Origin of the sequence: Phycicoccus sp. (genome assembly GCF_035325325.1) — a bacterium.
Classification (GTDB): Bacteria; Actinomycetota; Actinomycetes; order Actinomycetales; family Dermatophilaceae; genus Phycicoccus.
Map to the genome: position 1 here is coordinate 1 of NZ_DAOLAC010000033.1, position 25,002 is coordinate 25,002.

Genomic DNA, 25,002 nt, shown 5'->3' on the forward strand with positions numbered 1-25,002 from the left:
CACTGCATCGCAGGACCACCGCTCATCGCATCATGACCTGCGTCTTACCGCCGCGTGTCGACCTACTTCGAAGCCGCCTCTTGGTCTGACGACAGAGGTTCGACCCGGCTGCCCCTAGCGCGGACGGCGACAACGACCGCGCCCCCAAGACACAGCGCACCAGTCAGGCCAGAGAGCACGCTCAAGAAGATGACCTCACCGTATGCGCCTGCGCAGGAGGGGTCGGGTAGTGGGCTGGGTCTGTCCACTAGAGCGGGTCCGCAGTCGATGAAGGCCGCGTTGGGCTCGACGCCAGTGAGCGGAACAGCGGCGAAGAACCAACTCATCGAGAAGGCCAAGGCCGCGAAGGCGGCGAGGAGGAGCGAAAGAAAGAGCGGGCGGCTACGCGCGAAGGACTCTCTGTTCGCCATCGACTGGTCCGTCACGGTCGTCACGATTGGGATCGTAGGGCCGACCACGTCCAAGAGGTCGGTGCTGCCGCGGAAGAAGGCCCGCATGGCTGACCTGATCGTGGCGCACGTCTGTAAAGCAGGGCGAGCCCAGAATCGAAGTGCGTCATTGGGCCGCCATAGGGCGTGCCGCCGGGCTGTCCGGTCGATGGGGCCGGCAGCAAGGACCCTGATGACGTCAGAGTCCGACTGCTGCTCCTGGATTCTGGGCCAGCGGAGTCGCCGTGCTGTCACGTCCGGCGCTACTCAGCCGCTGAGAGCGCTGTAGTCGTTCGGTCCCGGAGGCGTCGACCGGGAGACAGCGGAGGGGCCCGGCCTTGGCGGCCGGATGCATCGACTCGATGGCATTGCGCTGACGGAGTCTCAGGACTGTTCGGTCAACCACACCGACGGCGCGGGCGATGTCGGTGTCGGACGATCCCCTCAAGGCAAGCACACGGATGGCCGCGAGCCGCTCGTCCGGGGTCAGGAGCGCGGCGGTCTCACATGTCACGCCGGCGGTGCCCGCAGCGACAGCCCGGTCGACGGCGACTTGGTCGACTTCGCGGGGGCCTGCCGCGGCCGTTGCTGGGACTGCGCGTGGGTCGTCGATGGTGTCGTCGTCCCACGCGAGCGGAGGTAGGTATCCGCGCGCTCGGGCACGGTCGCGGCACACTTGTGATGGGCCGGGCGTCATGCTGAGGCGGTCGTAGACGTCGCGGGTCCGTCTCCAACCGGTCGCGGCCACCCACTCGCGGTCAGGGCGTGTGATCAGGTTCGAGGCGGGGACACCAGCGGCTTCGAGGTCTGACTTGCGCCACCCGATGGCCATCAATGCCTGGATGCGCCGAATGGTGCCGATGCTGGGGACGTTGCCACTTTCTTGCTCGAAGACATCGGCGAAGCGCAGAGCGGCGACGCGGCGCGCCGTTGTTCGCCGGACGAAGCGCTGCTCGCCCGCCACCAGGCGGCCGACAGAGGTGTCGCTGAGTCCAGACGCGCGCGCGATCGTCCGGAGTGACACGTGGGCGTCCACCAGCGTCTGCAGCCGGACGCGGGTGTCCTCGGCAGGGACGTACCGTCGGTGGCCCTGGGCGCGTTCGCGCTCGTAGTTGACCCGCCACGCCTTGTTGTAGGCCATTGTCTGCCCCTGGTGCTCGCGCGACCTCGCCGTCGTGGACCAATGCGGGGGGCGAACAAGCGATGGACACCGCGGTGCGCGCTGGTCGAAGTGAGCGACGCGGGCGACGCGGCCGGGCAGTGACTGAGCCGCGAATAGGTTGCGCAGCCCACCGCGGCTACGAGCAGAGGAGCCGCTATCAGCGTTCGTCCGGGCGCCGGAGCCGGCCTGCTACGCGCCGCCGCGAAGTGAAGGACGGCCAGCGGCTTGGCGCGAGTCAGTGGGGCATAGGAACCGCCGCGAGACGAGCTCGGTGTGCCGGCCGGGAGAGGGCGTGCGCTCGCTCGTGGGCTTCGAATGATCTCGAGCGGCGGAGAAGGAAGCGTGCGAGGGCGTCGCCGAGCCCGGCCTCGCGTACCGCGGTGTCGCCGATCGTGACCAGAGCCCGCGCCCACGCGCGTTCCCATCTACCCGTCAGGTAGGTCAGTGCGCACACCGTCACGATGACGACCGCCACCCCGACTTGGCCGGCCATGGCTGCCTGGACGCCAGCGATCGTGGCGACGACGAAGCGACCCTTCCACGCGAGCGACAGCAGCGGTGACCGGCGGAAGGGCGCGGTCAGGGCGGACAGGATGCCGCGGGCGATCTGCCAGGGGAGCGTGCAGAGATCGAGGGCGAGGTCGGCCCGGACCGCGCCGCTGACAACAGCCGCGGCGCCGTGCGTCAGGACAGCGGCGGCCTGGTCCACCGGGAGTCTCCCGTCGCGTACTGCTCGGATGTAGCCGCCGGTGACGACCACGGTCCGTCGACCGACGCCGTAGGCAGCGACGGCCGCCCAGGACTCTCGGACGCGGAGCTCGAGCGTCGCCAATGGCACCCCGTGCTGGCAGGCGAACCCGACGGCCGGGGCCAGCGCGTCGACTTCCAAAGCCGCCAACGACCGCGCCTGCCCCACGACCCTCACCACCGGACCCTCCGCCACTTTCGAGAGCACTGCGACGGCCAGGACCACGAGCGCAACAAACGCGACCAGCCCGACCAGCGGCGGGAGAAGGGCTCCGAGCATGACCGTGACCAGCCCGCTGAACGTAACTGCCGGCCCGTAGGCGAGCACCTTCCTCGACGTCGTTCTCATCTCGACCACCTCTCAGGAGTGGCTGACCTGCTGGTGCAGAAGTCTCAACCGCCAAACCCGCTGACCATCACGCGCTGGTCGGCGGCCTTCGGCCATCGAGAAGCAGTGTCATCCCCACCCATGACATCCCAGGCCGGTTGTCCACAGGCCCCCAGAGTGTCCTGTCGCGGCCGCCGGCGTGCTGCGTGGATGGGGAGGCAACCCCTTTCGATCCGCACGAGGAGCCCGACGACCATGAGCACCGATACCCGACCCACCCGCGACGACGCCCGCTCGATCCTGGCCCACACGGCCGCCCTGCTGGCGCACGCGTCTGACCTGACATGGTCCGAGGTCCGGACCGACCCGAGCCCGCAGAAGCGTTTCCTCGGGCTCGGGCTCGACCTCGCCGCGTGTGAGGCCGCCCGACTGCTTCCTTCCGGCCTCGACGTCGACGTCCCCGGCGCCGATGCTCTCGCGACCAACGTCCAGGAGCTGGTGCGCGCGGCCGAGGGCTGTCTGCGGCTGCTGCCGATCGAGCAGTTCCCGCCCGGGACGTCGCAGCTGGTCGTCGACATCTGCGACCTGATCCGGGAGAGCGCCCCGTGAGCGACATCGACCGACGCAGCGTCGGCGAGCTGCTCCTGGAGGCCGACTCGACAGCACGGACCATCCTGGTCGACGTCGCAGAGATGGACGCGGCGACGATGCTGCGTACCTGGGGCGAGGTGGTCCAGGCGGCCTCCGAGCTGTGGCAGGCCCTACCCGCTTCCGGGCCGGTGGGAGACGAGGCCCTAGCACGTCCGGACGCCTCCGACCTGACGATCCTGCGACTGGATTCGATGAGCCGGGCGCAGCACCGCAGCGGCGCCCGGGGCTGGCCGGGTGACGGGCCTGCCGACGACCGCCATCTACGGATCGCCGAGTCCTTCGCCCGCGCAGAAGAGCTGGTCGAGCGGTACGCCAGCCGCAAGCACCCTCCGGTGACCGCTCGCGCGCTCGCCGACCGCGACGCCGCACGAGTGCGGATCATGCACACCCTGTACGTCGGCGCTCACGGCGTCGCGGTCGCCCTCGCCGCGCACGTGCGGGCGCTGGCGAAGGTGCACGCCGCCCGACGCGCGATCCCTGCAGGGGAGTCGCTGAGGCAGGCCCGGACGGCGTACAAGCGGATCGCCGCGTTCGAGCGGGTGGCCGGAGCCTACGTTGCGCAGACCTACCCCGGCGCCCTGGCCGGTGAGCACCGGGCGCCACCGATCGCCAACCGTCTGGCCGACGCCCTCGCCCGCTGGGACGTCGCCGCCCACCGCTCCCTGGTGAACACCCCCCGCACGTCCGAGCTCATGCTCACCGCACGCACTCAGGCGGTCATCCTCAGCGGCAGCGACGCCCTGCTCCACGCGGCCAGCCAGACCGGGCACATCGACACCGCGCAGCACCGGCGCCGCCTCGAGACCGCGATCGCCACCACCCAGGACCGGTGGGAGACCCTCGCCGCGACCCTGGCCACGCTCGCCCCGCCGCTGGAACGCCGAGCCGACCGAGCCCTGACCGCCGCCAGCCTCGAGGTGCGGGCCGCGCTGCGGGAGATCCTCGTCGACGGAACCCGCGCCGCCGCCGCGGACGTGGTCGGGCAACGGACCGACCTGAGCCGGCTGGGCGACCTCGTCGGCCAAGCCCTCGCGGCCAACCTCGAGCTGGCGCACGTCACCCGCGACGCGATGAACGACGAACGCCTCACCGGAGGCGCCCGAGGCATCCACGACATCGCCACCGCCGCGCACAAGGCGTCCCTCGACCCACGAATCCTCGACCACAGTCCCGTCAGCGTCGGCATCACCCCCCAGGACCTCTTGGCCAACCGCTCACTACCCCTCCTGCCGGTCGTCCGGGCCGAGCTCTGTAAGGCCGCCGACGTCGTGACGGACGCGGCCGCCGCCGCCATGAGCGCCGGCGCGGCGCTCACCGGTCGGGTGGTATCGCAGACCCCGGCGACCGACCAGCCGAAGAGCCTCGGACGTGAAGCCGCGGAGCGCGCGTTCGCAGTGGGGACCGCGCGGGGACCAGCCGGTCCGCGCTGCGAACGCTGATCTGTCCGCTGGCGCTTTGGTCAAGGGCGTTCCGAACGTGAGGGACATCGAGTCCTATCACTGCCGACTCTCGGTAGACCGGCTCGGCTCAGTCACCCCAGATCGCGGTGCCGACCTTCGCCGCGGCCTCGACCCGCATGGTGTCCATGACGTGCTGGTACCGGGTGAGCAGCACGGCCTGGCTCCAGCCCATCAGGCTCATCACCACCCGGCCGTCGACGCCCTGGGCGAGCAGGATGGTGGCGGCGGTGTGTCTGGCGTCGTGCAACCTGGCTTCGCGGATCTCCGCACGAGCCAGCAGCCGCTTCCAGACCCGGTGGTCGTTCCGTGGGTCGGCAGGCCCACCACCCGGGCGAGGGAAGACCAGGTCGTGATCCTCCCAGGCGGAGCCGACCGCCAGACGCTCGGCGGCTTGGGCACGTCGGTGATCGAGGAGCTGCGGGACCATCTGCGGTGGAAGAGCGAGGACCCGCCGCCCCGCGCCGCTCTTGGTGTCGTCAAACCTCAAGCCGCCGGAGTGACGCTGCGGGCACTCGGCGGGAGGGTGTCGAGGCTCGCTCTCGACGCACCCGTGCTCCCACGGGTGGCGCTGCAGCTGACGGCGGACCGCCAGCGTCCCGTTCTCCAGGTCGATGTCCGACCACTGGAGAGCCAACGCCTCACCCTGGCGTAGCCCCAACGCCAGCGCGACCGCCCATCGCGCTGCGTTGCGCTCGCCGGCGGCGATGCTCAGCAGCCGGTGCACCTCGGCCACGCTGAGCGGCTCGACCTCCACGTGTGCGACCCGAGGCACGGTGGCGTAGCGGCACGGGTTGGTGCTGACGAGCCCGCGGCGGACGGCGACGGTGAAGGCGGAGCGCAGCGTGCGGTGCAGATTGCCGGCTGTCGTCGGGCTGACCGTGGTCGCGACGTGGTGCAGGAGGTCGTCGATGTGGCGGACGGTGACCTCGTGGAGCTTGACCGAGCGCAGCTGTTGGCAGTGGGTGCGGATCAGGGCGTCGTAGGTCGTGAACGTGCGAGGCTTCCGGCTGCGCTTGACGAGCACGAGCCACTCGTCGAGCCACTCACCGAGGGTCTGCCGCCGGGGGGGCCCCTCGCGGGGGGTCGGCCGGCGGTGGGCGGCGGCGAGACCCGCCGAGCTCGCCCGCTCCCGCTCGAGGTCGGCGACCCGCTCGGAGACGACGGCCCGCGTCCGACCCCGCACGTGCCGGCGGACCGGTTTGCCCTTCTCGTCGCGGCCCATCGACACCCACCCGTGCCAGATCCCCGAGGAGTCCCGGTAGACCGACGACCGGCCGTTGGCCGACCGGGTCCGGCTCACGACGCCGCTCCACCTGCCGTGTAGCACCGTAAGTCGTCGGGCCGGAAGCGCGTGCGAGTCCCGATCTTCACGCATCGCAGGCGGGGGTCGGTCCGCAACAGGCGGTACATCGTGGCGCGGGAGACTCCGAGCCAGTCGGCTGCCTCATCGACGTCGAGCAGGTGGTCATCACCCGACGGCGAGGTCAGTGCGGCCAGCACCTGCAGGTCGCTGCGGATGGCCGTCTCGTGCTCGGCGATCGACTCCAGCCGCGCCTCGATGCGCTCGGCGATCGAGCGAATCTCGGTGGGCGTCATCTCCGTCACGGCCACCAACGCGCAGCGAGGCGTGCGGGTGGTCAGATCGGGCGGAGTCTGAGACACCCTGACCCGCGGTGACACACCCTGCGACGGATACGGCCGGACAGTCTCACACCGTCTCATCGCGGTGCGCAACTGCACCGGAAACTGCACCACTCGCACCCGAAAATCACTCATCAGAACTCTCGATTCTTCGTCGAGAGCCTGCCTGACCTGGGGTGTCGCAGAGTGGGCCCCGTGGGATTCGAACCCACAACCTACGGATTAAAAGTCCGCAGCTCTGCCAATTGAGCTAGAGGCCCGTGCGCGGGCCGACCGCGGTCCGCCCACGACGCCCGAGGGTACCGGCAGCCTGTCGCCGGGCGGCGGCCACGCACCCCACCCCACCGGGCGGGCGCCGGGCGGGGGTGCCGACTAGCCGCTCGCGGCGAGCGACCCGATCCGCTGGCCCAGCCGGACGATGTCGCCGAGCGCGAGCGGCTCGACGGCACCGACCTGCGGCGCGCAGACGAGGACGACCGTCGAGCCGAACTCGAAGTGCCCCAGCTCGTCACCAGCCGAGAGCTCGACCGGCGGGTCGTAGGTGCGCCGCTGCACCTCGCGACGGCGGGCGTTCGTGTGCAGCGCGTCGTCGAAGGCGAGCCGGGTCATCCCGACCATCGTGGCGCCGACCGCGACGAGCGCGAACCGCCCACCGCCATCCGCCTCGAGCTCGACGACGATGCGCTCGTTGACCGCGAAGAGGTCGGCGACATGGGTGACCGCGGCGACGTTGACCGGCCAGAGCTCACCCGGCACGTAGGTGGCCGCGACGACCCGGCCGGTGAGCGGCGCGTGGATGCGGTGGTAGTCGCTCGGCGACAGGTAGAGCGTCGCGTACGTGCCGCCGTCGAAGGCGTCGGCGAGCGTGCGGCTGCCGAGGAGCGCGGCGAGCGAGTAGTTCCGGCCCTTGGCCTGGAGCAGGGTGTCGTCGGCGACGGGGCCGTAGGCGCCGACCGTGGCGTCGACGGGGGAGACCAGCGCGTCGGGGGTGACCGGCCGAAGCCCCGGCCGCAGCCGGCGGGTGAAGAAGGCGTTGAGGGTGGGGTACTGCTCGAGGGGGAGGGCCGCCTCTTCGGGGCGCGCCCCGAAGACCCGGCTGTAGCCCCGGTGCACGCGAGCGCGCCAGCGGACCGGGACGGTGCGGGAGGCCAGCCAGCCGGCGCCGTGGCTCAACGCGTGCTTCGGCAGGACCGAGAGCAGGAGGATGAGGAGTCGTCCGGCCACGACGCGACCCTAACAACGCCGGGCGCCGCCGGCCGTCGTCGCGCCCGCGCGCGTGAGGGCGCCCCGGAACGGGTACGGGACGAGGGTCCGTCCACCGTCCGGAGGATCCGCGTTGACCCCACCGCCCCCGTCCGTCCCGTCGCACCCGAGCCGAGGGTCCCGTGTCCTCGGCGCCTGACCCGAGCCCGGGCGCCGTCTGGCGGGCCGACGAGTGGGCCGTGCCGGGCGTCGAGGCCGTCTCCGGCGACGTCGTCGGGGCCCTCGAGGCGGCCCGGCTGCTGGCCGACGTGGCCCGGGGGCTGGCCGAGGACCCGTGGGCCTACCTGGCGACGCTGGCCACCCTCGGCGCCGGTGACCTCACCGCGGCGCGCGCGGCGGAGCCCCACCTCGACGCCGTGGCGATCCTCGCCCAGGCCGGCGACCCCGACCTCGGCCGCATCGGCGCCGGCCCGGCCAGCACCTTCGGGGTCTACGCGGCCCGGGCCCCCGGGGCCACGCTCCGGGTGGAGGAGTCGACCGACGGCCCACGGGTCAGCGGGACCAAGGCCTGGTGCTCGCTGCCCGGCACCGTGAGCCACGCCCTGGTCACCGTCGACGAGGGCGACCGGCCCGGCCTCTACGCGGTCCCGCTCGACCACGCCGGGGTGGACGCACAGGTCGCCGGCTGGGCATCCCTCGGGCTCCGCGCGGTGAGCACCGGCCCGGTCACGTTCACCGACGTCCCCGCCGTGCCCGTCGGCGAGGGCAGCTGGTACCTCGAGCGACCGGGGTTCGCCTGGAGCGGGATCGGGGTCGCGGCCGTCTGGTTCGGCGGCGCGGCGGCGGTGGCCGGGCGGCTGCTCGACGCCGCCGCCCGGCGCACGCCGGACCAGGTGGCGCTGGTCCACCTCGGCACCGTCGACACTGTGCTCCACGCGGCGCTGCTCTCGCTGCGGGAGGCCGCCCGGGCGATCGCCGCCGGGGAGGCCGCCGGCGCCGCCGGGTCGCTCGTCGCCGCCCGCACCCGCGCGGTCGTGGCCGACGCCTGCGACGTCGTCCTGCGCGAGGTCGGGCACGGCCTCGGCCCGGCCCCCCTCACCCACGACGAGGAGCACGCCCGCAGGGTCGCCGACCTCACCGTCTACCTGCGCCAGCACCACGCCCTGCGCGACCGGGCCGCCCTCGGGGGGCTGCTGCTCGCCGAGGAGGCCGGGAGGTGACGGTCGGCGCCCGACCGGCCTTCCGGCACACCGACGCCGGCACCCCGGAGCCCGTCTGGCTGCTCGACGAGCGGTGGGCGGGGTCGGCGGTGACCGACGTCGGCCGGCTCCGGGACGACTTCGACGAGCTGCTCGTCCTCGCCGCGCACCCCGACGACGAGTCGCTCGGCGTCGGGGGCCTCGTCGCGCTCGCCGGCCGGCACGGGCTCCCGGTCCGCGTCGTCGTCGCGACCGACGGCGAGGCCTCGCACCCGGAAGCGACCGCGTGGACCCCGGAGCTGCTGGGGCGGGTCCGTCGGTCCGAGGTGGAGGCCGCGGTCAACCGCCTGGTGGCCGGTGCGGTGGTCGAGCACCTCGGGATGCCGGACGGTGGGCTCGACGCGCTCGAGGAGGCCCTGGCCGACGCCGTCGCCGAGCGGGCCGGGCCGCGCACGCTGCTCCTCGCCCCCTGGCTCGACGACGGCCACCCGGACCACGACGCCGCCGGGCGGGCCGCGCTCGAGGCCGGCCGGCGCAGCGGGGCAGCGGTGGCCCACTACCCGCTGTGGCTCTGGCACTGGGGCACCCCCGACGACCTGGACTGGTCGCGGGTGCACGTCGTCGAGCTGGACCGCGCGGCCCTCGACGCGCGCGAGGCCGCCTTCGCCGCCCACCGCTCCCAGACGACGCCGATCGGCCCCGGGGCCGGGGACGAGCCCGTCGTGACCGGCCCGGTGCTGCGCCGCGCCCGACGGCTCGCCGAGGTCGTGCTCGCCGAGCCGGGGACCCTCCCGATCCGGCCCTCCACCACCGAGGACGACGCCGCCGGGACCTTCGACGCGATGTACGACGGCGACGAGGACCCCTGGCGGATGGTCGGGTCCTTCTACGAGGAGCGCAAGCGAGCCCTCGCCGTCGCGGCCCTCGGCCGGCGGAGGTACCGGTCGGCCCTCGAGATCGGTTGCGCGACAGGCATCCTCACCCGCGACCTCGCCGCCCGCGCGGATCACGTCACGGCCCTCGACGTCAGCGCGGAGGCGCTGGAGGTGGCCCGCCGCGACGGGCCACCCGCGGTCACGTGGGTGCTCGGTGGCGTGCCGGCCGACGTCCCCGTGGGACGGTTCGACCTCGTCGTGCTCTCCGAGGTGGGCTACTTCCTCACGCCGCTGCACCTGCTCGAGACCCTGCGGCTGGTCCGCGCCCGGCTCGCGCCCGGGGGCGAGGTGGTCCTCGTCCACTGGCGCCACCCGACGGACGGCATCCCCCTCGACGGACCCGCGGTCCACGACCAGGCCCGGTCCGCGCTCGGCGACCTGCCGCTGCGCTCGCGCTACGAGGACGCCGACCTCCTCCTGGACGTCCTCGGCGGCCCGGTCTCGCTCGCCGCCGAGGAGGGGCGGCGGTGAGCCGGGTCGCCGAGGTCCTCGTCGTCGTCCCCGCCCGGGACGAGGAGGCGGTGCTCGGGGCGTGTCTCGAGTCGGTGGGTCGCGCCGGGCGCCGACTGGCGCAGGAGCGGCCGGACGTGCGGCTCGAGGTGGTCGTCGTGCTCGACGCCTGCCTCGACGGTTCCGCCGCGGTCGCCGGCCGGTACCCGGTGACCGTCCTCGGTTGTGCCGCGGGGCGCGTCGGCGCCGCCCGTCGACGCGGCGTCGAGTTCGGCCTCGGTCGCGCGCTCGGGCGGGAGGTGCCCGCGTCGGCGGTGTGGGTGGCCAACACCGACGCCGACTCCGAGGTGCCCGACCACTGGCTCATCGCGCAGCTCCTCCTCGCGGAGGCCGGACACGACCTCGTCGTGGGCAGCGTCGAGCCCGCCGACGGCCTCGAACCGGCCGTGCTCGCCGCGTGGCACGCGCGGCACCAGCTGCGCGAGGGTCACCGGCACGTGCACGGGGCCAACCTCGGCGTGCGGGCCGACGCGTACCTGGCGGCCGGTGGGTTCCCGGACCTGCCGATCCACGAGGACGTGGCCCTCGTCGAGCGGGTCCGGGCCACCGGCCGCCCCTGGGTCGCCACCGACCGGGCGCGGGTGCGCGCCTCGGCCCGCCGCGTCGGGCGGGCCGAGGGCGGGTTCGCGAGCTACCTCGCCGCGCTCACCACACCACCGGGGCTGCCCGGCGAGCGCGCCGGCTGACCACGCCGCGCTCGCCGGCCGACCCCCTGTCGCCGGGGTTTCAGGCGTCCTCCTTGCGGAAGGTCGCCGTGCCCCACCACATCGCGACGACGAAGAGGCCGACGGCCCACAGCGTGCCGTAGAGGACCTTGTCGTTGCCGAAGTCGCCGAGGAAGGTCGAGCGCACCCCGTCGGTGATCCACTTGACCGGCATGAAGTCGCTGACGTTCTGCAGCCACTTCTTGCCGAGGGTCATCGGCAGGAGGATGCCCGAGAGGAGCAGCACGGGCATCATCACGACGTTGATGACCGGCGCCATGACGTCCTCGCTCTTCGTCGTCAGCGCGAGGGCGTTCGAGGCCGCGGCGCACGCGCCACCCATGAACAGGGTGATGACGACGCCCATCAGCGCTCCCCGACCGGGTGCGTCCATCCCGAGGACGTAGCCGAGGCCGATGAGCACGGCGGCCTGGACGAGCAGCTGGAGGAGGTCGCGCCAGAGCCGGCCCATGAGGAGGGCGGTGCGGTTGGCCGGGGTGACCCGCTCGGCCTCGACGACGCCGTCGCGCCACTCGGAGATGAGCCCGAAGCCGGCGAAGAACGCCCCGAAGAGGCTCAGCTGCACCAGCATCCCGGGCACGAAGAAGGTCCAGCTGTTCTCGTAGCCGAACTGCTTCGCGATCGGCTCGAGGAGGGGCCCGAAGAGGAAGAGGTAGAGGACCGGCTGCATCAGCCCGATGAGGACCCACGCGGGGTTGCGCAGGTTCATCCGGAGCTGCCGGCGGAAGACGATGAAGGACTCGCGGAGGAAGGTCATGCCTGGGCTCCTGACGGGACGGGCTCGGAGGGGTCGGCGTCGTCGGTGAGCTCCGGCCGCTCGGTGGCGGCCTCGGCGTCGCGCAGCGAGCGGCCGGTGAGGCTGAGGAAGACGTCGTCGAGGGTGGGTCGCTTGACCTCGAAGGTGGCGAGGTCGACGCCCGCGGTGGTCAGGTCGCGCAGCAGCCCCGGCACGGCCTGGGCGGCCCGCGGCACCCGGCCACGTGCGTGCCGGCCGTCGATCTCCACCGACCCCGCGATCGCCTCGAGCCGCGCCGCGGCCTCGCCGACCTGCGCGTGGTCGGCGACCTCGAGGTCGACGAGGTCACCCGCGACCTGGGCCTTGAGGTTGTCGCTCGTGTCGGCGGCGACGATGCGCCCGTGGTCGATGACGATGATCCGGTCGGAGAGGGTGTCGGCCTCGTCGAGGTAGTGGGTCGTGAGGAACACCGTCGCCCCGCGCTCGCTGCGCAGCCCGCCGATGTGGCCCCAGAGGTTGGCCCGGGCCTGCGGGTCGAGGCCGGTGGTCGGCTCGTCGAGGAAGACGAGGGTGGGGTCGTGGATGAGCCCCATCGCGATGTCGAGCCGCCGGCGCTGCCCCCCGGACATCGACTTCGGCTGCCGGGTCCACAGGCCGGGCAGGTCGAGCTGCTCGAAGAGCTCGTGGCCGCGGCGGCGTGCGTCGGCACCGGACATCCCGTAGAGCATCCCGTGGTCGACGATCTCGTCGCCGGCGCGGGCGAAGCTGCCGGTGGAGCCGCTCTGCGAGACGTAACCGATGCTGCGGCGGACCTTCGCCGACTCGCGGACGACGTCGTACCCGGCGACGGTGGCGGTGCCGGCGGTGGGGCGCAACAGCGTGACGAGCATCCGCAGCGTCGTCGTCTTCCCGGCGCCGTTGGGGCCGAGGAAGCCGACGACCTCGCCCTCGGCGACGTCGAGGTCGACGCCGTCGACGGCGCGGACCTCCTTCTTCTGGCGGCCTTCGCGGGTGGCGAAGGTCTGCACGAGCCCCCGTGCGTGGATCATCATCGTCCTCCAAGGTGGTCAAACTTGAACATCGGTAGTGTTCAACATTGAAGAGAGGCCGTCAAGCGCATACTCCGGCACCTCCGGACAGGATGGACCGGGCCACCGACAGGAACTCATCGGTGCGCGGGCCGCCGGGCCGGCAGCCGCCGGGACCCGGCTCGGGTCAGTCGCGGCCGAGGAGCTCGACGTAGCGGGCGCGGTCGCGGGCCATCTGCCAGCCGGGGTCGTCCGCGCTGGGGGCCCAGCTGGGCGGGTCGCCGGCGAAGTCGAGGTCGCCGGCGCGCACCCGCGCGACGAGGTCGACGAGCCACTCGCGCTCGGTGGCGGCCAGGCCCATCCACAGGTCGGCCATCGCGCGGACGTGCGGCGGCGAGCCCTCCATCCCGCCGTGGGTGGCGACCTGCCGGCGGACCCCGGCGTCGAGGTGCGCGAGCCGCGTGGTCAGCGACGCCAGCGCCTCCTCGCGGGGCATCAGCGCCATGAGGGCGAGCGCCGTGTGGAAGGCGAGGGGCGAGAGGAGGTCGACCGTCTCGGCGGCGTCGCTCCACATCCCCCGGAAGGCCTCGCGGCCGGGCGGCGTCGTCGTGTAGACCGCCACCTCGCGGCTGCCGTCCTGCACGTCGTGCCGCTCGAGCTCACCGCGCCGGGTCAGGGTGGCCAGGCCGGAGTAGATCGAGCCCGGGTTCACGTGCGCCCACTCCTCGACGTTCCACGACAGGAGCTCGCGACGGATCTGGTAGCCGTTGACCGGCTCGAAGATCATCACCGAGCCGAGGAGGAGGAGTCTCGTCTCGGTGGCCGCCATGGGGCGCAGTGTAGGGACGCGGGCGTGGCGACGGGCGAGGGCGGGAGGGCCCGGCGGTTCAGGCGCAGTCGAGGCAGATGCTCGTGCCGGGCTTGGACTCCTGCGACCGGTGGACCAGCAGGAAGCAGCTGATGCACGAGAACTCGTCGGCCTGGCGGGGCACGACGCGGACCTCGAGCGAGAGGTCGGAGAGGTCGGCGCCGGGCAGGGTGTGCCCGTCGACGGCCTCGGTGTCCTCCTCGAGCAGGTCGGTCGCGGTGCGCGACCGCGCGCTGTCGAGCTCGATGATGTTGTCGGCCTTCTCCTCCTCGCCGTCGCGGACTCGAGGAGCGTCGTAGTCGGTGGCCATGGGGTGCACCTTTCGGTCGTCGAGCCGGCGGGGTCCGGGCTGGGCCGGGACGCCGAGTATGTCGAGGTCAGGGGGTCTGTGTCAAAGGTTTGTGGAAACTTCGACGAAGGTCTCTCAGCCGCTCAACGGCGGGGCGGTCCGTGGTGTTCCCGTGGGGCGTCCCGCGGCCCGCCTTGTTCCCGGCCGAGACCGCGCGCGAGGGCGACGAGGACCGCCGCGACGATGCCCGTGGCCGGGACCCAGGCCCAGTGCACGTGCGGCGCGTCGGCGCGAGCAGCGTGCGACCCGGCCCGCTCGCGGCGGAAGCGACGGGCGCGCACGGCCGGAGCCTCCGGGGTGGGGGTGGGGTCGGTGAGCGCCTCCTGGGCCGACTCGGCGCGCGCCGCCGTGCCGACGACCTCGGCGGCGACCCGTCCCGCCTCGCCGAGCTCGGACTCGGGCAGCCCGAGCCGCTCGCCCAGCTCGCGGGCGCTCACCGGACGGGCCTCGGGCCGCTTCTCGAGGCACTGCTCGACGAGGGTGCGCAGCGTGCCGGTGACGTGGTCGGGCAGTGGCGGCGGAGGGTCGTTGACCTGGGCCAGCGCCGTGGCGACCGGGGTGTTCCTGTCGAACGGCCTTCTGCCGGTGAGCATCTCGTGGGCGACGATCCCGAGGGCGTAGAGGTCGCTCGCTCCCGTCGCCGGCTCCCCGAGGGCCTGCTCGGGGGAGAGGTAGTGCGGCGTCCCGACGATCTCGCCGGTCTGGGTGTGGGCGCTGCCGTCGACGGCCCGCGCGATGCCGAAGTCGGTGAGCTTCACGACGCCGTCGGGCGTCAGGAGGATGTTCGCGGGCTTGACGTCGCGGTGCACGACCCCCGCCTCGTGCGCCGCGCCGAGGGCGAGGGCGGCCTGGGCGACGATGCCCCGCACCTGCTCCGTGGGCAGCGGCCCCTCGCGACGGACGACCTCGGAGAGCGGCTCGCCCTCGACGAGCTCCATCACGAGGAAGGCGAGGGTGTCCTCCTCGCCGTAGTCGTAGAGCGAGGCGATGTTCGGGTGGCTGAGCGCCGCCGTGTAGAGGGCCTCGTCGCGGAAGCGCCGGACGAAGACCGGCTCGGCGTCGGTGCTGGGCCGCAGGACCTTGACGGCGACCGTGCGGTCGAGGACCGTGTCGTCGGCCCGCCAGACGTCACCCATGCCTCCGGAGGCGATCCGGGAGATGAGTCGGTAGCGCTCCCCGAGGCAGTAGTCGGGCTGGAGCCGGTTCACCGGAGAGGGCCTGGTCGCACGTCGTGGAGCGTACCCGCCGGGGACGCCTCCAAACGTCCTGACGTGCGAGGTCGAGGGCCCGTCACCCCGGTCGCCGAGCCCCGGCCGCCGACCTCAGTGCCGGCTGCGAGCCTCCTCGGAGGGCAGCGGCTCGAGGTCGACGCCACCGGTGCGGGTGGCCGCGGCCAGAGGCGCCCCGGCCCGAGGCGGCTCGGCCGTGGAGGCCCGGCGCAGCCGCCGGCCCTCGCGCACTCGTTCGTCGAGCTTGTCCCTGGCCTTCTGCGACCCGGAGGTGTCACGCGGGGGCAACTGGAGCGTGCGCTCGGCCTTGATGCCCGCCTCGAGCTCGCGGACCCGCTCGAGCTCGGCGTCGACCTCGGCCCCGAACAGCAGCGCGAGGTTGGTGATCCACAGCCACAGGAGGAAGACGACGATGCCCGCGAGCGAGCCGTAGGTCTTGGCGTAGGAGCCGAAGGTCGTCACGTAGAAGCCGAACCCGACCGAGGCGAGGACCCACAGGAGGATGGCGACGGCGGCGCCGACCGAGACCCAGCGGAAGCGCGGCTGGCGGACGTTCGGGGTCCAGTAGTAGAGGACCGCGACCATGACGACGACGATCGCGAGCATGAGCGGCCACTTGGCGACCTCGAAGACCGTGACCGTCGCGTCCTCGAGGCCGACCCGCCGGCCGAGGACCGTCGAGACCGAGCCGCTGACGACGAGCCCGAGCAGGACGAGCGCCGCCATGACGACGAGCCCGAGGGTGATGAGCACCTGCTGCGGGCGCAGCTTCCACACCGGCCGCCCCTCGTCGACCTGGTAGACGCGGTTCATCGCCCGGCCGAAGGCTCCGACGTACCCGGAGGCCGAGAAGAGGGCGGTGCCGATGCCGAGGACGAGGGCGACGCCGGCGCCGCTGGCCCCGACCATCGAGCGGATGGGCCCGGCGAGCTGGTCCGCGGCGTCTCCCTGACCGAGCTGGCGGACGACGTCGAGCAGGGCCTGCGTCGTCGACTCGCCCTGGCCGAAGACGCCGAGCAGGGAGACGAGCGCGAGGATCGCCGGGAAGATCGAGAGGACCGAGTAGTAGGTGAGCGCGGCCGCGAGGTCGGTGCACTGGTCGCGCTGGAACTCGGCGAAGGCCGACTTCGCGGTCGTGCGCCAGCCCCGGGAGTCGAGCTCGGTGGGCGAGTCGGCCTTGCGGCGGCTGTCGGGTGCCGGTGCGGTGCGCGCGCGGGTCGCGGCGGCTCCGTCGGTGGCCATGGCGTCCTCCGCGGTCGGGGGCGGTGCCGGCCGGCACCTGCGGTCGCCTCCAACCTAGCCGGGGCGGGGGGCATCCGTGCAGGTGAGGGTCGTCCGGACCGGGACCCGCCGCGGACGTCGGGGCGACCTGAGAGACTGGACCGGTGACCACCGAGGGAGGACGCCACCTGCCGCGGCGCCCCGTGCACTTCGGCCCGGACGCGCTCGAGGCGCACGGTGGCACGCTGCCCGGCCCGGCCGAGACCACCGAGGTGGCGCACCAGACGGCGGCCATCCTCGTCGGGGCGGGCCGTGCGGCCCACGACCCCCAGGTGACGAGCCGGCTCGTCGGGCTCGTCGACGACCTCGGCCTCTCGACCGTCGCCGACCTGTGGTCCTCCCGGCCGGCGCGCACCCTCCCCGGCGCGCTCTGGCGGCTCTACGCGCTGCGCGAGTGGGTGCGTCGCAGCCCGGAGCAGGCGAGTCGCGAGTACGCGGCGGGCATCCGCTTCACGGACGTCGCGCACGCCGTGGCCGGCATCGCCGAACCGCCCCGCCCCGAGGAGCTGCAGCGGGTCGCCGACCAGATCCTCGCGGGGGTGTTCGACGGCGACCTCGCGGTCGCCCTCGAGCGGGCCTCGGCGTTCTGCGCGGTCATCGCGGCCGGGCGGGCCGAGCTGGCGCACGACACCGAGCAGCTCGACCCGGACGCCGCGACCGGCCTCACCCACAGTGGCGGGGCGCTCCTCGCCACCGGTGAGGACCTGCGGGCCTGCGCGCACCTGTGGCGCGCCGGCGACCTCGACTGATCGCGGCGGCGCCTCCCGTCGGCCCGGACGGTGACCACGGCACCGGGTGCCGGGCCCGAAGGCGCCGGGTGCCGTGCCCACGCCACGGGGCGCGACACCGCGAAACCCGACCTCGCCGTCGGGAACACCTCGGGCGGGGGGAGGCGTTAGGGTCTCTCGTGGGTGCCGGGCCGCGGCAGCCCCGGGTCCCAACATCAGCCGCTACGAGCGGCCACGCGCCGTGAGGCGCTCCCGGTCCGGCACCCGCCCTCCTCGTCCCGCACCATCCCGGTCGCGCCCCAGCAGTCCCTGCGGTCCCAGCCGGCGCACCCGCTCCGCGAGGCGTCGACCGCCGGGCGATTTCGCGGCGAGCATGCAGTCGCCGCCCAGCCTTCGGCCGTACCGTGGGGGGATGCCAGGGGACCCCTCGCTCACCGACGACGACCTCCAGCAGGAGATCGTCCTCGTCGGTGCCCTCGTGCTCGAGGCCTCCGAGGCGGACGGCCCGCTGAGCCAGGAGCGCATCGACGAGATCCTCGGGGTGAGCGACGAGGAGGCCGCTGCGGACCCGGCGTCGGCGGGGGGTGGCGACGCGTCGGCGGGGGGCGTCGAGGAGGCGTCCGCGGGCTGAACGACCGGTGCCCGCGAGGGGTGGTCGCTGGCCTAGCCTGTACCCCAGCACCAGGCCATCCCGGGAGAAACCGTCGTGGGCTTTCGCCTCACCCCGCAGGACCCCTCCTTCTTCGAGCTCTTCGCCGACTCCGCGCGCCAGCTCGTCGAGGGCGCAGGGGCGCTGACCGCACTCCTCGGGGCGGACGACGAGGAGCGCGAGGCCCTCCTCAAGCGGATGCACGAGATCGAGGCCGCCGCCGACGACGCGACGCACGCCATCGTCCGGAAGGTCGGCGGCTCGTTCGTCACGCCGTTCGACCGCTCGGACATCCACGCCCTCGCCGTGGCCCTCGACCGGTGCGTCGACCTCATGGAGGCCGCCGTCGACCTCATCGTGCTCTACCAGGTCGAGGAGCTGATGCCGCGGGTGGCCAAGCAGGTCGAGGTCATCTCGCGGATGGCCGAGCTGACCGCCGACGCCATGCCCCGGCTGCGCTCGCTGCGCGAGATGGGCAACTACGGGGTCGAGATCAGCCGGCTCGAGAACCGGGCGAACAAGCAGTACCGGCGGATGCTCGCGGAGCTGTTCAACGCCAAGAAGGCCGACCCCATCACGGTGATGAAGCACAAGGACATCATCGACGCGCTCGAGGCGACGGCGAACGGCTTCGAGCGGGTGGCCCTCACCGTCGAGGCGATCGCGGTCCGGGAGTCCTGACCGGTCGTGGACTGGTGGCCCGCCGCCCTCGTCGTCGTCCTCGCGATGGGGTTCACGTACACGAACGGCTTCCACGACGCCGCCAACGCCGTCGCCACGTCGGTCTCGACGCGCGCGCTCACGCCGCGGATCGCGCTGGTCCTCGCCGCCGTGATGAACCTGCTCGGTGGTTTCGTCGGGGTGCGCGTGGCCGAGACGGTCGGGGGCGACATCGTGTCGGTTCCGGCCGGGGCGACCGGGATCACGCTGTGCGTCGGGGCGCTCGTCGGGGCCACGGGCTGGAACCTGCTCACCTGGTGGCGCGGCCTGCCGTCGTCGTCGACGCACGCGCTGATCGGTGGGCTCGGTGGGGCGGCGCTCGCGGCCGGGGCGCGGGTGAAGTGGGAGAGCATCCTCGACAAGGTCGTCATCCCGATGGTCGTCTCGCCGGTCGTCGGGCTGCTCGGCGGCTTCGCGCTGATGACCCTCATCCTGTGGCTGTTCCGGCGGGCGCGGCCCGGGCCGGCGGTGCGCGGGTTCCGGTACGCGCAGACGGTGTCGGCCGCGGCGATGGCCTTCGGGCACGGGATGCAGGACGCGTCGAAGACGGCCGGGGTGGTGGTCCTGGCGCTCGTGGCCGGAGGGCACCGGCCCGGGTCGGACACCTCGGTGCCGTGGTGGGCGCTCGCGCTGTCGGCGGTCGTGGTGTCGCCCGGGACGTACGCGGGCGGCTGGCGCATTATGCGCACGCTGGGGCGCGGGATCATCCACCTCGACCCGCCGCAGGGCTTCGCCGCGGAGGCGTCGGCGGCGTCGGTGCTCTGGGTGGCGACGATGACCGGGGCGCCGATCTCGACGACGCACGCCATCACGGCGGCCATCACCGGGGCGGGCGCGACCCGGTCGGCGAAGGCGGTCCGGTGGGGGGTGGCGCGCTCGATCGTCGTGGCCTGGGTGCTGACCTTCCCGGGCGCCGGCCTCGCCGCGGCCCTCGTCTACGCCGTCCTCTCCCCCCTCACCTGACCCCCCGGCTGCTGCCTGCTGCCGACTGCCTGCTGCCGACTTATTGCGGATTTCCCACCGATCAGGCGCCGAAACCGGGCCGTCGAGGTGGGCGATTCGCAAGAAGTCGGGTGGCAGCGAGGACCGTCCACAGGGAGGGGGATCCGGAGCGGTCGTCCACAGGTCGGTCGCGCGACCTCGACCGGACCTCGCGCCCGGACCACGGTGGTCGGATGGAGACGCCGCCACCACCGTTCACCCGGACCGAGGCCCTCGCCGCCGGATGGACCGGGCGACGCCTGGACGCCGCCTTGAGGAGCTGCGCGCTCACCCGGGTGTTCGCCGGGCTCTACGCCCCCGCCGCCGCCTGGGAGGAGCTGCGCCCCTGGGAGCGTCATCTCGCCCTCGCCCGCACCGCCTCCCGGGTCACGCCGGATGCCATCGTCAGCCACGCCAGTGCCGCCGCGCTCCTCGGGCTGCCGATGCCGCCGACTCCGCCGCAGCGCGCCACGATGACGCTCCTCGACGACACTCGTACCTCCTCGGCGGACTCCTGGCGGCAGTTCCACCGGGGAGCGACTCCCGCCTCCCATGTCTGGATCCAGGGCAGGACGCCACACCTCGTCCCGGCGCGCACGGTGATCGACTGCCTGCGCGAGCTCCCTCCCGGTGACGCGCTCGCCGTGGTCGACGGGGCGCTCCGGCGGGGGCTCGTGACGGTCCCGGCGCTGCGGCGCATCCGCGAGCACGAGCGGCGCTGGCCCGGGATCGCCGTGGCCGATGCCCTCCTCGAGCTGGCCGACGGACGTCGGGAGAACTGGCTCGAGTCGTTCAGTGCCTGGGCCTTCCACGAGTGTGGGCTGCCGCCCGGTGTGCCGCAGGTGGTGGTCCTCGACGGCGCGGGGTGCTTCGTGGCCCGCACGGACGTCGGCTGGGCCGAGCAGGGCGTCGTGGGAGAGGCGGACGGGCGGGGGAAGTACCTCGCGGACGCCCCTCCCGAGGACCCGGCCGACGTCGTGGCCGCCCGCCGGGTCGTCGCGCAGGGGGTGCGGGAGTCGAGGGTCCGGGACCTCGGCCTCGAGGTGGTGCGCTGGGACACCGTGGACGCGGTGTCCCGCCTCGACGACCTGCGGACCCGGTGGGCCGCGGCCGTCGAGCGGGCTCGCCCGGAGCGCTTCCGCGGCCGGCTCGTGTGCAGCTGCTGCCGTCGTGACCTGACTGATTGCCGATATCCCACCTCGAAGGGCCCGGGATGGGCCGCCTGAGGTGGGTAATCCGCAATAAGTCGGGAGAAGTCGGGAGAAGTCGGGAGAAGTCGGGAGAAGTCGGGAAGAGTCGGCAGGGAGGGGGCCAGGGGCGGGGGCGGTCAGCCGAAGCGGCCGCTGATGTAGTCCTCGGTCGCCTTCTCGGCGGGGTTGCTGAAGATCTTCTGCGTCTCGTCGTACTCGACGAGCCGGCCCGGCTCACCGGTCGCCTTGAGGTTGAAGAACCCGGTCATGTCCGAGACGCGTGCCGCCTGCTGCATGTTGTGCGTGACGATGACGATCGTGTAGTCCGACTTCAGGTCGTTGATGAGGTCCTCGATGGCGAGCGTCGAGATGGGGTCCAGCGCCGAGCACGGTTCGTCCATGAGGACGACGTCGGGCTTGACCGCGATGGTCCGGGCGATGCAGAGCCGCTGCTGCTGGCCGCCGGAGAGCCCCGAACCGGGCTTGGCGAGGCGGTCCTTGACCTCGTTCCACAGGTTGGCGCCCTTGAGGGAGCCCTCGACGAGGTCGTCCATCTCGGACTTCCTCATCCGCTTGTTGTTGAGCTTCACGCCGGCGACGACGTTGTCGTAGATCGACATCGTCGGGAACGGGTTGGGCCGCTGGAAGACCATCCCGACCCGACGGCGCACCCCCACCGGGTCGACACCCGGGGCGTAGAGGTTCTGGTCGTCGACGAGCACCTCGCCCTTGACGTGCGCGCCGGGGATGACCTCGTGCATCCGGTTGAGGCTGCGCAGGAAGGTCGACTTCCCGCAGCCGGAGGGGCCGATGAGGGCCGTGACCGCACGGGGCTCGATGGTCATCGTGACGTCCTTCACGGCGAGGAAGTCCCCGTAGTAGATGTCGAGGTCCTTGACGTCGATGCGCTTGGCCACGGTCGGTGTCGTCCTTTGCGGTGGGGGTCGGGGGTCAGCGCCCGGTCTTCGGGGCGAAGAACCGGCTGACGAGGCGGGCGATGAGGTTGAGGGCCATCACGATGATGATGAGGGTGAGCGCGGCGGCCCAGGCCCGGTCCAGGTACGGCCCGCGCGGGATGCCCGGCTGGGCGTACTCGTAGTACGAGAAGACGGGCAGGGTGGCCATCCGGCCCGAGAACGGGTTGGTGTTCGAGGAGGTGGTCGTCCCCACCGTGACGAGCAGCGGGGCGGTCTCACCGATGATCCGCGCGACGGCCAGCGTGACGCCGGTGACGATCCCGGCCACGGACGTGCGCAGGACGACCTTCGTGATGGTGCGCCAGCGGGAGACCCCCAGCGCGTACGAGGCCTCGCGCAGCTCGTTCGGCACCAGCCGCAGCATCTCCTCGGTGGAGCGCACGACGACCGGGATCATCAGCACGCTCAGGGCCACCGCGCCGATGACGCCCGCACGCGCGCCGGGCCCGAGGAAGAGGACGAAGAGCGCCACCGCGAACAGGCCGGCGACGATCGAGGGGATGCCGGTCATGACGTCGACGAAGAAGGTCAGGACCTTGCCGAGGCGGCTGCCCTTGCTGTACTCGACGAGGTAGACGGCGGTCAGGATGCCGATCGGCACCGACACGACGGTCGTCAGGGCCGTGATGATGAGCGTGCCCATGATCGCTGCGTAGGCACCGCCGCCCTCGCCGACGACGCCGCGCATCGAGTACGTGAAGAACGTGACGTCGAAGCGCTTGTAGCCGTCGCGGACCACCTCGAGGAGCACCGACACGAGGGGGAGGAGCGCGAGCAGGAAGAACGTCGTGACCACGACCGTCACGAGGCGGTCGACCGCGTTGCGCCGGCCCTCGACGACGGCGCTCGTCGTGTAGATCGCGGCGCCGTAGAGGACCGCCGTCTCGACGAGCAGCGCCACGGGGTTGAGCGACGAGACGGTGAGCCCCAGGACGACGGCGACGGCGAAGGCCGCGAGCAGCATGAGGGGCGGGGCGAGCCGCGGCAGGGTGGGGCGCAGGAGGGGCATGCCGCCGAGCGGACTCGACGTGGAGGTCGTCGGCTCGTGCACCGTCGTCAGGGACGGCTGGTCGGGCGCGTCGAGGTCGGTGTCGGGCATCAGTTCGCTCCCGAGAAGTCGGACCGGCGGGCGATGACCCACCGCGCGGCCATGTTGACGAGCAGGGTGATGAAGAACAGCACCAGCCCGGACGCGACGAGGGTGTTGACGTCGAGTCCGCTGGACTCGGGGAACTGCAGGGCGATGTCGGCGGCGATCGTGCCCGAGTTCGCCGTGCCGATGATGTCCCAGTGCACCCCGGCGGCGACGGACAGGATGATGGCCACCGCCATCGTCTCCCCGAGGGCTCGCCCGAGTCCGAGCATCGCCCCCGAGATGACGCCGGACCGCCCGAAGGGCAGGACGGCCTGGCGGATCATCTCCCACCGGGTGGCCCCGAGGGCGAGGGACGCCTCCTCGTGCAGCCGTGGCGTCTGGAGGAAGACCTCGCGGTTCACGGCCGTCATGACCGGCAGGATCATGATCGCCAGCACGACGCCCACGACGAGCGTCGTGCGACCGGAGGCACTCGGGTCGGGCCCGAAGAACGGGAGGAACCCGAGCCAGGTCGAGAGCCAGGTCGCCACCGGGACCGATGCCGGCGCGACGACGTAGACGCCCCACAGGCCGTAGATGATGCTCGGCACGGCGGCGAGCAGGTCGACGACGTAGCCGAGCGCGATCGCGATCCGCCGCGGGGCGTAGTGGGTGATGAAGAGGGCGATCCCGACCGAGAGCGGCGTCGCGATGACGAGGGCGATGAGCGCGGTGAGGATGGTGCCGAAGGCGAGCGGGAAGATGTAGTGCGCGAGCCCCTCCCCGCCGCGGACGTCCGCGGGCGAGGCGGTCAGTGCCGGGAGTGCCTGCCACAGGAGGAACCCCGCGACGCCGGCCAGCACCAGGAGGATGAGGACACCGGCACCGGTCGCCGCTCCGGCGAAGATCCGGTCGCCGTACCGGGGTGCGTCGTGCGCGACCCCGGGCTTGTCCGATGTGGTGCTCACAGGTCTCTCCTTGGTCTGTCCGTCGGTGGCGGGCCGCGCGAGCCGGGGCTCGCCCGCCCGCCGTCGGGCTGGCGTGGCGAGGCGCGGAGGCCGTCCCGTGGGACGACCTCCGCGCCGCACCCGGTCAGCCCGCGGAGATGGCGGCGATGGCCGTCTGGGCGTTCTTCGTCGCGCTGTCGCTGATCGGCGCGCTGCCGGCCGCCTTGGCCGCGGCCTGCTGGCCCTCGGGGCTCACCGTGTAGGTGAGGTAGGCCTTGACGAGGTCCGCGGTCTTCTGGTCCGCGTACTTCGTGCAGGCCAGCGTGTACGACGCGAGGACGATGGGGTAGACGCCCTCGGACGCGACATCGCGCTTGATGTCGATCGCGAAGTCGTACTTGCCGCGGCCGGACACCCGCTCGGACTCGTCGATGATCTTCGCGGCGGCCTCGGCGCTCGGGCCCTGGAAGCTCGTGCCCACCTTGATCTCGGCGTTCCCGAGCTCGGCGGTCTGGGAGGCGTCGGCGTACCCGATGTACCCGTCGCCGGCGGTGATGGCCTGGACGACGCCCTGCGTGCCCTTGGCGGACTCACCACCGGAGATCGGCCACTCGCCGCTGGCCTTGTCGGTCCACACGTCCGGGGCGACGGCGTGCAGGTAGTCGGTGAAGTTCTGGGTCGTCCCCGACTCGTCGTTGCGGTGCACCGGGACCACGGTCGTCGCCGGCAGGTCGACGCCCTCGTTGAGCGCCTTGATCGCCGGGTCGTTCCACTTCTTGATCTCGCCCTTCATGATCTTGGCGAGCGTCGTGGCGTCGAGCTTCAGGTTGTCGACACCCTTGAGGTTGTAGGCGATCGCGATGGGCGACACGTAGACCGGGTACTCGATGACCTCGCCACAGGTCGAGGGGACCTTCGCCAGCTCCTCGTCCTTGAGGTAGGCGTCGGAACCGCCGAACTGGGTCGCGCCGGCCAGGAACTGCTCACGCCCGCCGCCCGAGCCGATCGGGTCGTAGTTGACGGTCGCGTCGGGGTTCGAGCCCTCGAAACCGGCCTTCCAGGTCTGCTGGGCCACGGTCTGGGTGCTGGCGCCCGCACCGGCGATGGTGCCCGAGACGGTGGTGCCACCGCTCGCCGAGCCCGACGAGCTGGATCCGGACCCGCTGTCCTCGTTCGCGGCGCCGCAGGCCGCGAGGGTCAGGGAGATGGCGAGTGCGACGGGGACCGCCGCCCGGGCCGAAGTGGTGCGCTTCAC

The 25,002-nt window shown here is 72.8% G+C and carries 26 protein-coding genes and 1 tRNA gene; 10 read left to right on the plus strand and 17 right to left on the minus strand.

The features are described 5' to 3' along the window. Positions 1-62: 62 nt before the first annotated feature. From PKA89_RS16035 to PKA89_RS16045, 3 genes are all read right to left on the minus strand, one after another. Positions 63-434 carry a hypothetical protein gene (locus PKA89_RS16035; protein WP_324421185.1) on the minus strand — a complete coding sequence of 124 codons (372 nt, stop codon included), beginning with the start codon at positions 432-434 and terminating at the stop codon, positions 63-65. A gap of 193 nt (positions 435-627) precedes the next feature. Continuing rightward, positions 628-1,569, minus strand: a complete 942-nt coding sequence (locus tag PKA89_RS16040; protein ID WP_324421186.1) for a hypothetical protein — start codon at positions 1,567-1,569, stop codon at positions 628-630. Between the two features lie 256 nt (positions 1,570-1,825). Then, positions 1,826-2,686 carry a hypothetical protein gene (locus PKA89_RS16045; RefSeq protein WP_324421187.1) on the minus strand — a complete coding sequence of 287 codons (861 nt, stop codon included), beginning with the start codon at positions 2,684-2,686 and terminating at the stop codon, positions 1,826-1,828. A 234-nt stretch (positions 2,687-2,920) separates the two neighbouring features. Here PKA89_RS16045 and PKA89_RS16050 point away from each other — a divergent pair, with 234 nt between their 5' ends. After that, complete coding sequence (locus tag PKA89_RS16050; protein WP_324421188.1) at positions 2,921-3,274, plus strand: hypothetical protein; 354 nt, start codon at positions 2,921-2,923, stop codon at positions 3,272-3,274. Further along, on the plus strand, positions 3,271-4,755 hold the full coding sequence (locus PKA89_RS16055) for a hypothetical protein (RefSeq protein WP_324421189.1): 1,485 nt from the start codon (positions 3,271-3,273) through the stop codon (positions 4,753-4,755). Before PKA89_RS16050 ends, PKA89_RS16055 begins: the two co-directional genes overlap by 4 nt. Before the next feature lie 88 nt (positions 4,756-4,843). Here PKA89_RS16055 and PKA89_RS16060 read toward each other — a convergent pair whose 3' ends face one another. The 4 genes from PKA89_RS16060 to asd all read right to left on the minus strand — a co-directional run bounded on the left by PKA89_RS16060 (position 4,844) and on the right by asd (position 7,641). Beyond that, positions 4,844-6,076, minus strand: coding sequence for a tyrosine-type recombinase/integrase (locus tag PKA89_RS16060; protein WP_324421190.1), 1,233 nt, complete (start codon positions 6,074-6,076; stop codon positions 4,844-4,846). Next, positions 6,073-6,372 carry a helix-turn-helix domain-containing protein gene (locus tag PKA89_RS16065; protein ID WP_324421191.1) on the minus strand — a complete coding sequence of 100 codons (300 nt, stop codon included), beginning with the start codon at positions 6,370-6,372 and terminating at the stop codon, positions 6,073-6,075. Before PKA89_RS16065 ends, PKA89_RS16060 begins: the two co-directional genes overlap by 4 nt. 232 nt (positions 6,373-6,604) lie before the next feature. After that, positions 6,605-6,677 (minus strand) — tRNA-Lys (locus tag PKA89_RS16070). A gap of 112 nt (positions 6,678-6,789) precedes the next feature. Then, positions 6,790-7,641, minus strand: a complete 852-nt coding sequence (asd, locus tag PKA89_RS16075) for an archaetidylserine decarboxylase (protein ID WP_324421192.1) — start codon at positions 7,639-7,641, stop codon at positions 6,790-6,792. 161 nt (positions 7,642-7,802) lie between these two features. On the opposite strand from asd, the gene PKA89_RS16080 reads away from it, so the two are divergent. The 3 genes from PKA89_RS16080 to PKA89_RS16090 are packed head-to-tail and all read left to right on the plus strand — an operon-like array spanning position 7,803 to position 10,950. After that, the gene (locus PKA89_RS16080; protein WP_324421193.1) at positions 7,803-8,840 is read left to right on the plus strand and encodes an acyl-CoA dehydrogenase; all 1,038 of its coding nucleotides are present in this window, start codon (positions 7,803-7,805) and stop codon (positions 8,838-8,840) included. After that, entirely contained in the window at positions 8,837-10,225 is a 1,389-nt protein-coding gene (locus PKA89_RS16085; RefSeq protein WP_324421194.1) for a PIG-L family deacetylase, read from the plus strand. The genes PKA89_RS16080 and PKA89_RS16085 overlap by 4 nt, the downstream gene beginning before the upstream one ends. Then, positions 10,222-10,950: a glycosyltransferase gene (locus PKA89_RS16090; RefSeq protein ID WP_324421195.1), complete on the plus strand. Its 729-nt coding sequence runs from the start codon at positions 10,222-10,224 to the stop codon at positions 10,948-10,950. The genes PKA89_RS16085 and PKA89_RS16090 overlap by 4 nt, the downstream gene beginning before the upstream one ends. Before the next feature lie 40 nt (positions 10,951-10,990). Here the strand turns inward: PKA89_RS16090 and PKA89_RS16095 are convergent, their stop codons facing one another. The 6 genes from PKA89_RS16095 to PKA89_RS16120 form a co-directional block, all read right to left on the minus strand. Continuing rightward, complete coding sequence (locus PKA89_RS16095) at positions 10,991-11,746, minus strand: ABC transporter permease (protein ID WP_324421196.1); 756 nt, start codon at positions 11,744-11,746, stop codon at positions 10,991-10,993. Continuing rightward, the gene (locus tag PKA89_RS16100) at positions 11,743-12,774 is read right to left on the minus strand and encodes an ATP-binding cassette domain-containing protein (protein WP_324421197.1); all 1,032 of its coding nucleotides are present in this window, start codon (positions 12,772-12,774) and stop codon (positions 11,743-11,745) included. Before PKA89_RS16100 ends, PKA89_RS16095 begins: the two co-directional genes overlap by 4 nt. A 166-nt stretch (positions 12,775-12,940) precedes the next feature. Beyond that, complete coding sequence (locus PKA89_RS16105) at positions 12,941-13,582, minus strand: helix-turn-helix transcriptional regulator (protein ID WP_324421198.1); 642 nt, start codon at positions 13,580-13,582, stop codon at positions 12,941-12,943. A 58-nt stretch (positions 13,583-13,640) separates the two neighbouring features. Beyond that, positions 13,641-13,931, minus strand: a complete 291-nt coding sequence (locus PKA89_RS16110) for a DUF4193 family protein (RefSeq protein ID WP_324421199.1) — start codon at positions 13,929-13,931, stop codon at positions 13,641-13,643. A 122-nt stretch (positions 13,932-14,053) separates the two neighbouring features. Beyond that, the gene (locus PKA89_RS16115) at positions 14,054-15,178 is read right to left on the minus strand and encodes a serine/threonine-protein kinase (RefSeq protein WP_324421200.1); all 1,125 of its coding nucleotides are present in this window, start codon (positions 15,176-15,178) and stop codon (positions 14,054-14,056) included. A gap of 114 nt (positions 15,179-15,292) precedes the next feature. Next, positions 15,293-16,441, minus strand: a complete 1,149-nt coding sequence (locus PKA89_RS16120; protein WP_324421201.1) for a YihY/virulence factor BrkB family protein — start codon at positions 16,439-16,441, stop codon at positions 15,293-15,295. A 143-nt stretch (positions 16,442-16,584) separates the two neighbouring features. On the opposite strand from PKA89_RS16120, the gene PKA89_RS16125 reads away from it, so the two are divergent. From PKA89_RS16125 to PKA89_RS16145, 5 genes are all read left to right on the plus strand, one after another. After that, positions 16,585-17,229, plus strand: a complete 645-nt coding sequence (locus tag PKA89_RS16125) for a hypothetical protein (RefSeq protein WP_324421202.1) — start codon at positions 16,585-16,587, stop codon at positions 17,227-17,229. A gap of 391 nt (positions 17,230-17,620) precedes the next feature. Next, positions 17,621-17,839: a hypothetical protein gene (locus PKA89_RS16130; RefSeq protein ID WP_324421203.1), complete on the plus strand. Its 219-nt coding sequence runs from the start codon at positions 17,621-17,623 to the stop codon at positions 17,837-17,839. Between the two features lie 75 nt (positions 17,840-17,914). After that, complete coding sequence (locus tag PKA89_RS16135; RefSeq protein WP_324421204.1) at positions 17,915-18,538, plus strand: DUF47 family protein; 624 nt, start codon at positions 17,915-17,917, stop codon at positions 18,536-18,538. A gap of 6 nt (positions 18,539-18,544) precedes the next feature. Then, a complete protein-coding gene (locus PKA89_RS16140) occupies positions 18,545-19,540 on the plus strand; it encodes an inorganic phosphate transporter (RefSeq protein ID WP_324421205.1) in 996 nt (331 codons plus the stop codon). 212 nt (positions 19,541-19,752) lie between these two features. After that, on the plus strand, positions 19,753-20,784 hold the full coding sequence (locus tag PKA89_RS16145) for a hypothetical protein (RefSeq protein WP_324421206.1): 1,032 nt from the start codon (positions 19,753-19,755) through the stop codon (positions 20,782-20,784). Between the two features lie 101 nt (positions 20,785-20,885). On the opposite strand, the gene pstB is transcribed toward PKA89_RS16145, so the two are convergent. From pstB to pstS, 4 genes are all read right to left on the minus strand, one after another. After that, positions 20,886-21,665 (minus strand): phosphate ABC transporter ATP-binding protein PstB, encoded by a 780-nt coding sequence (gene pstB / locus PKA89_RS16150; protein ID WP_324421207.1) that lies wholly within the window; start codon positions 21,663-21,665, stop codon positions 20,886-20,888. A gap of 34 nt (positions 21,666-21,699) precedes the next feature. After that, a complete protein-coding gene (pstA, locus tag PKA89_RS16155) occupies positions 21,700-22,689 on the minus strand; it encodes a phosphate ABC transporter permease PstA (RefSeq protein WP_324421235.1) in 990 nt (329 codons plus the stop codon). 134 nt (positions 22,690-22,823) lie between these two features. Beyond that, a complete protein-coding gene (gene pstC, locus PKA89_RS16160; protein ID WP_324421208.1) occupies positions 22,824-23,768 on the minus strand; it encodes a phosphate ABC transporter permease subunit PstC in 945 nt (314 codons plus the stop codon). A 124-nt stretch (positions 23,769-23,892) separates the two neighbouring features. Next, positions 23,893-25,002 (minus strand): phosphate ABC transporter substrate-binding protein PstS, encoded by a 1,110-nt coding sequence (gene pstS, locus PKA89_RS16165; RefSeq protein WP_324421209.1) that lies wholly within the window; start codon positions 25,000-25,002, stop codon positions 23,893-23,895.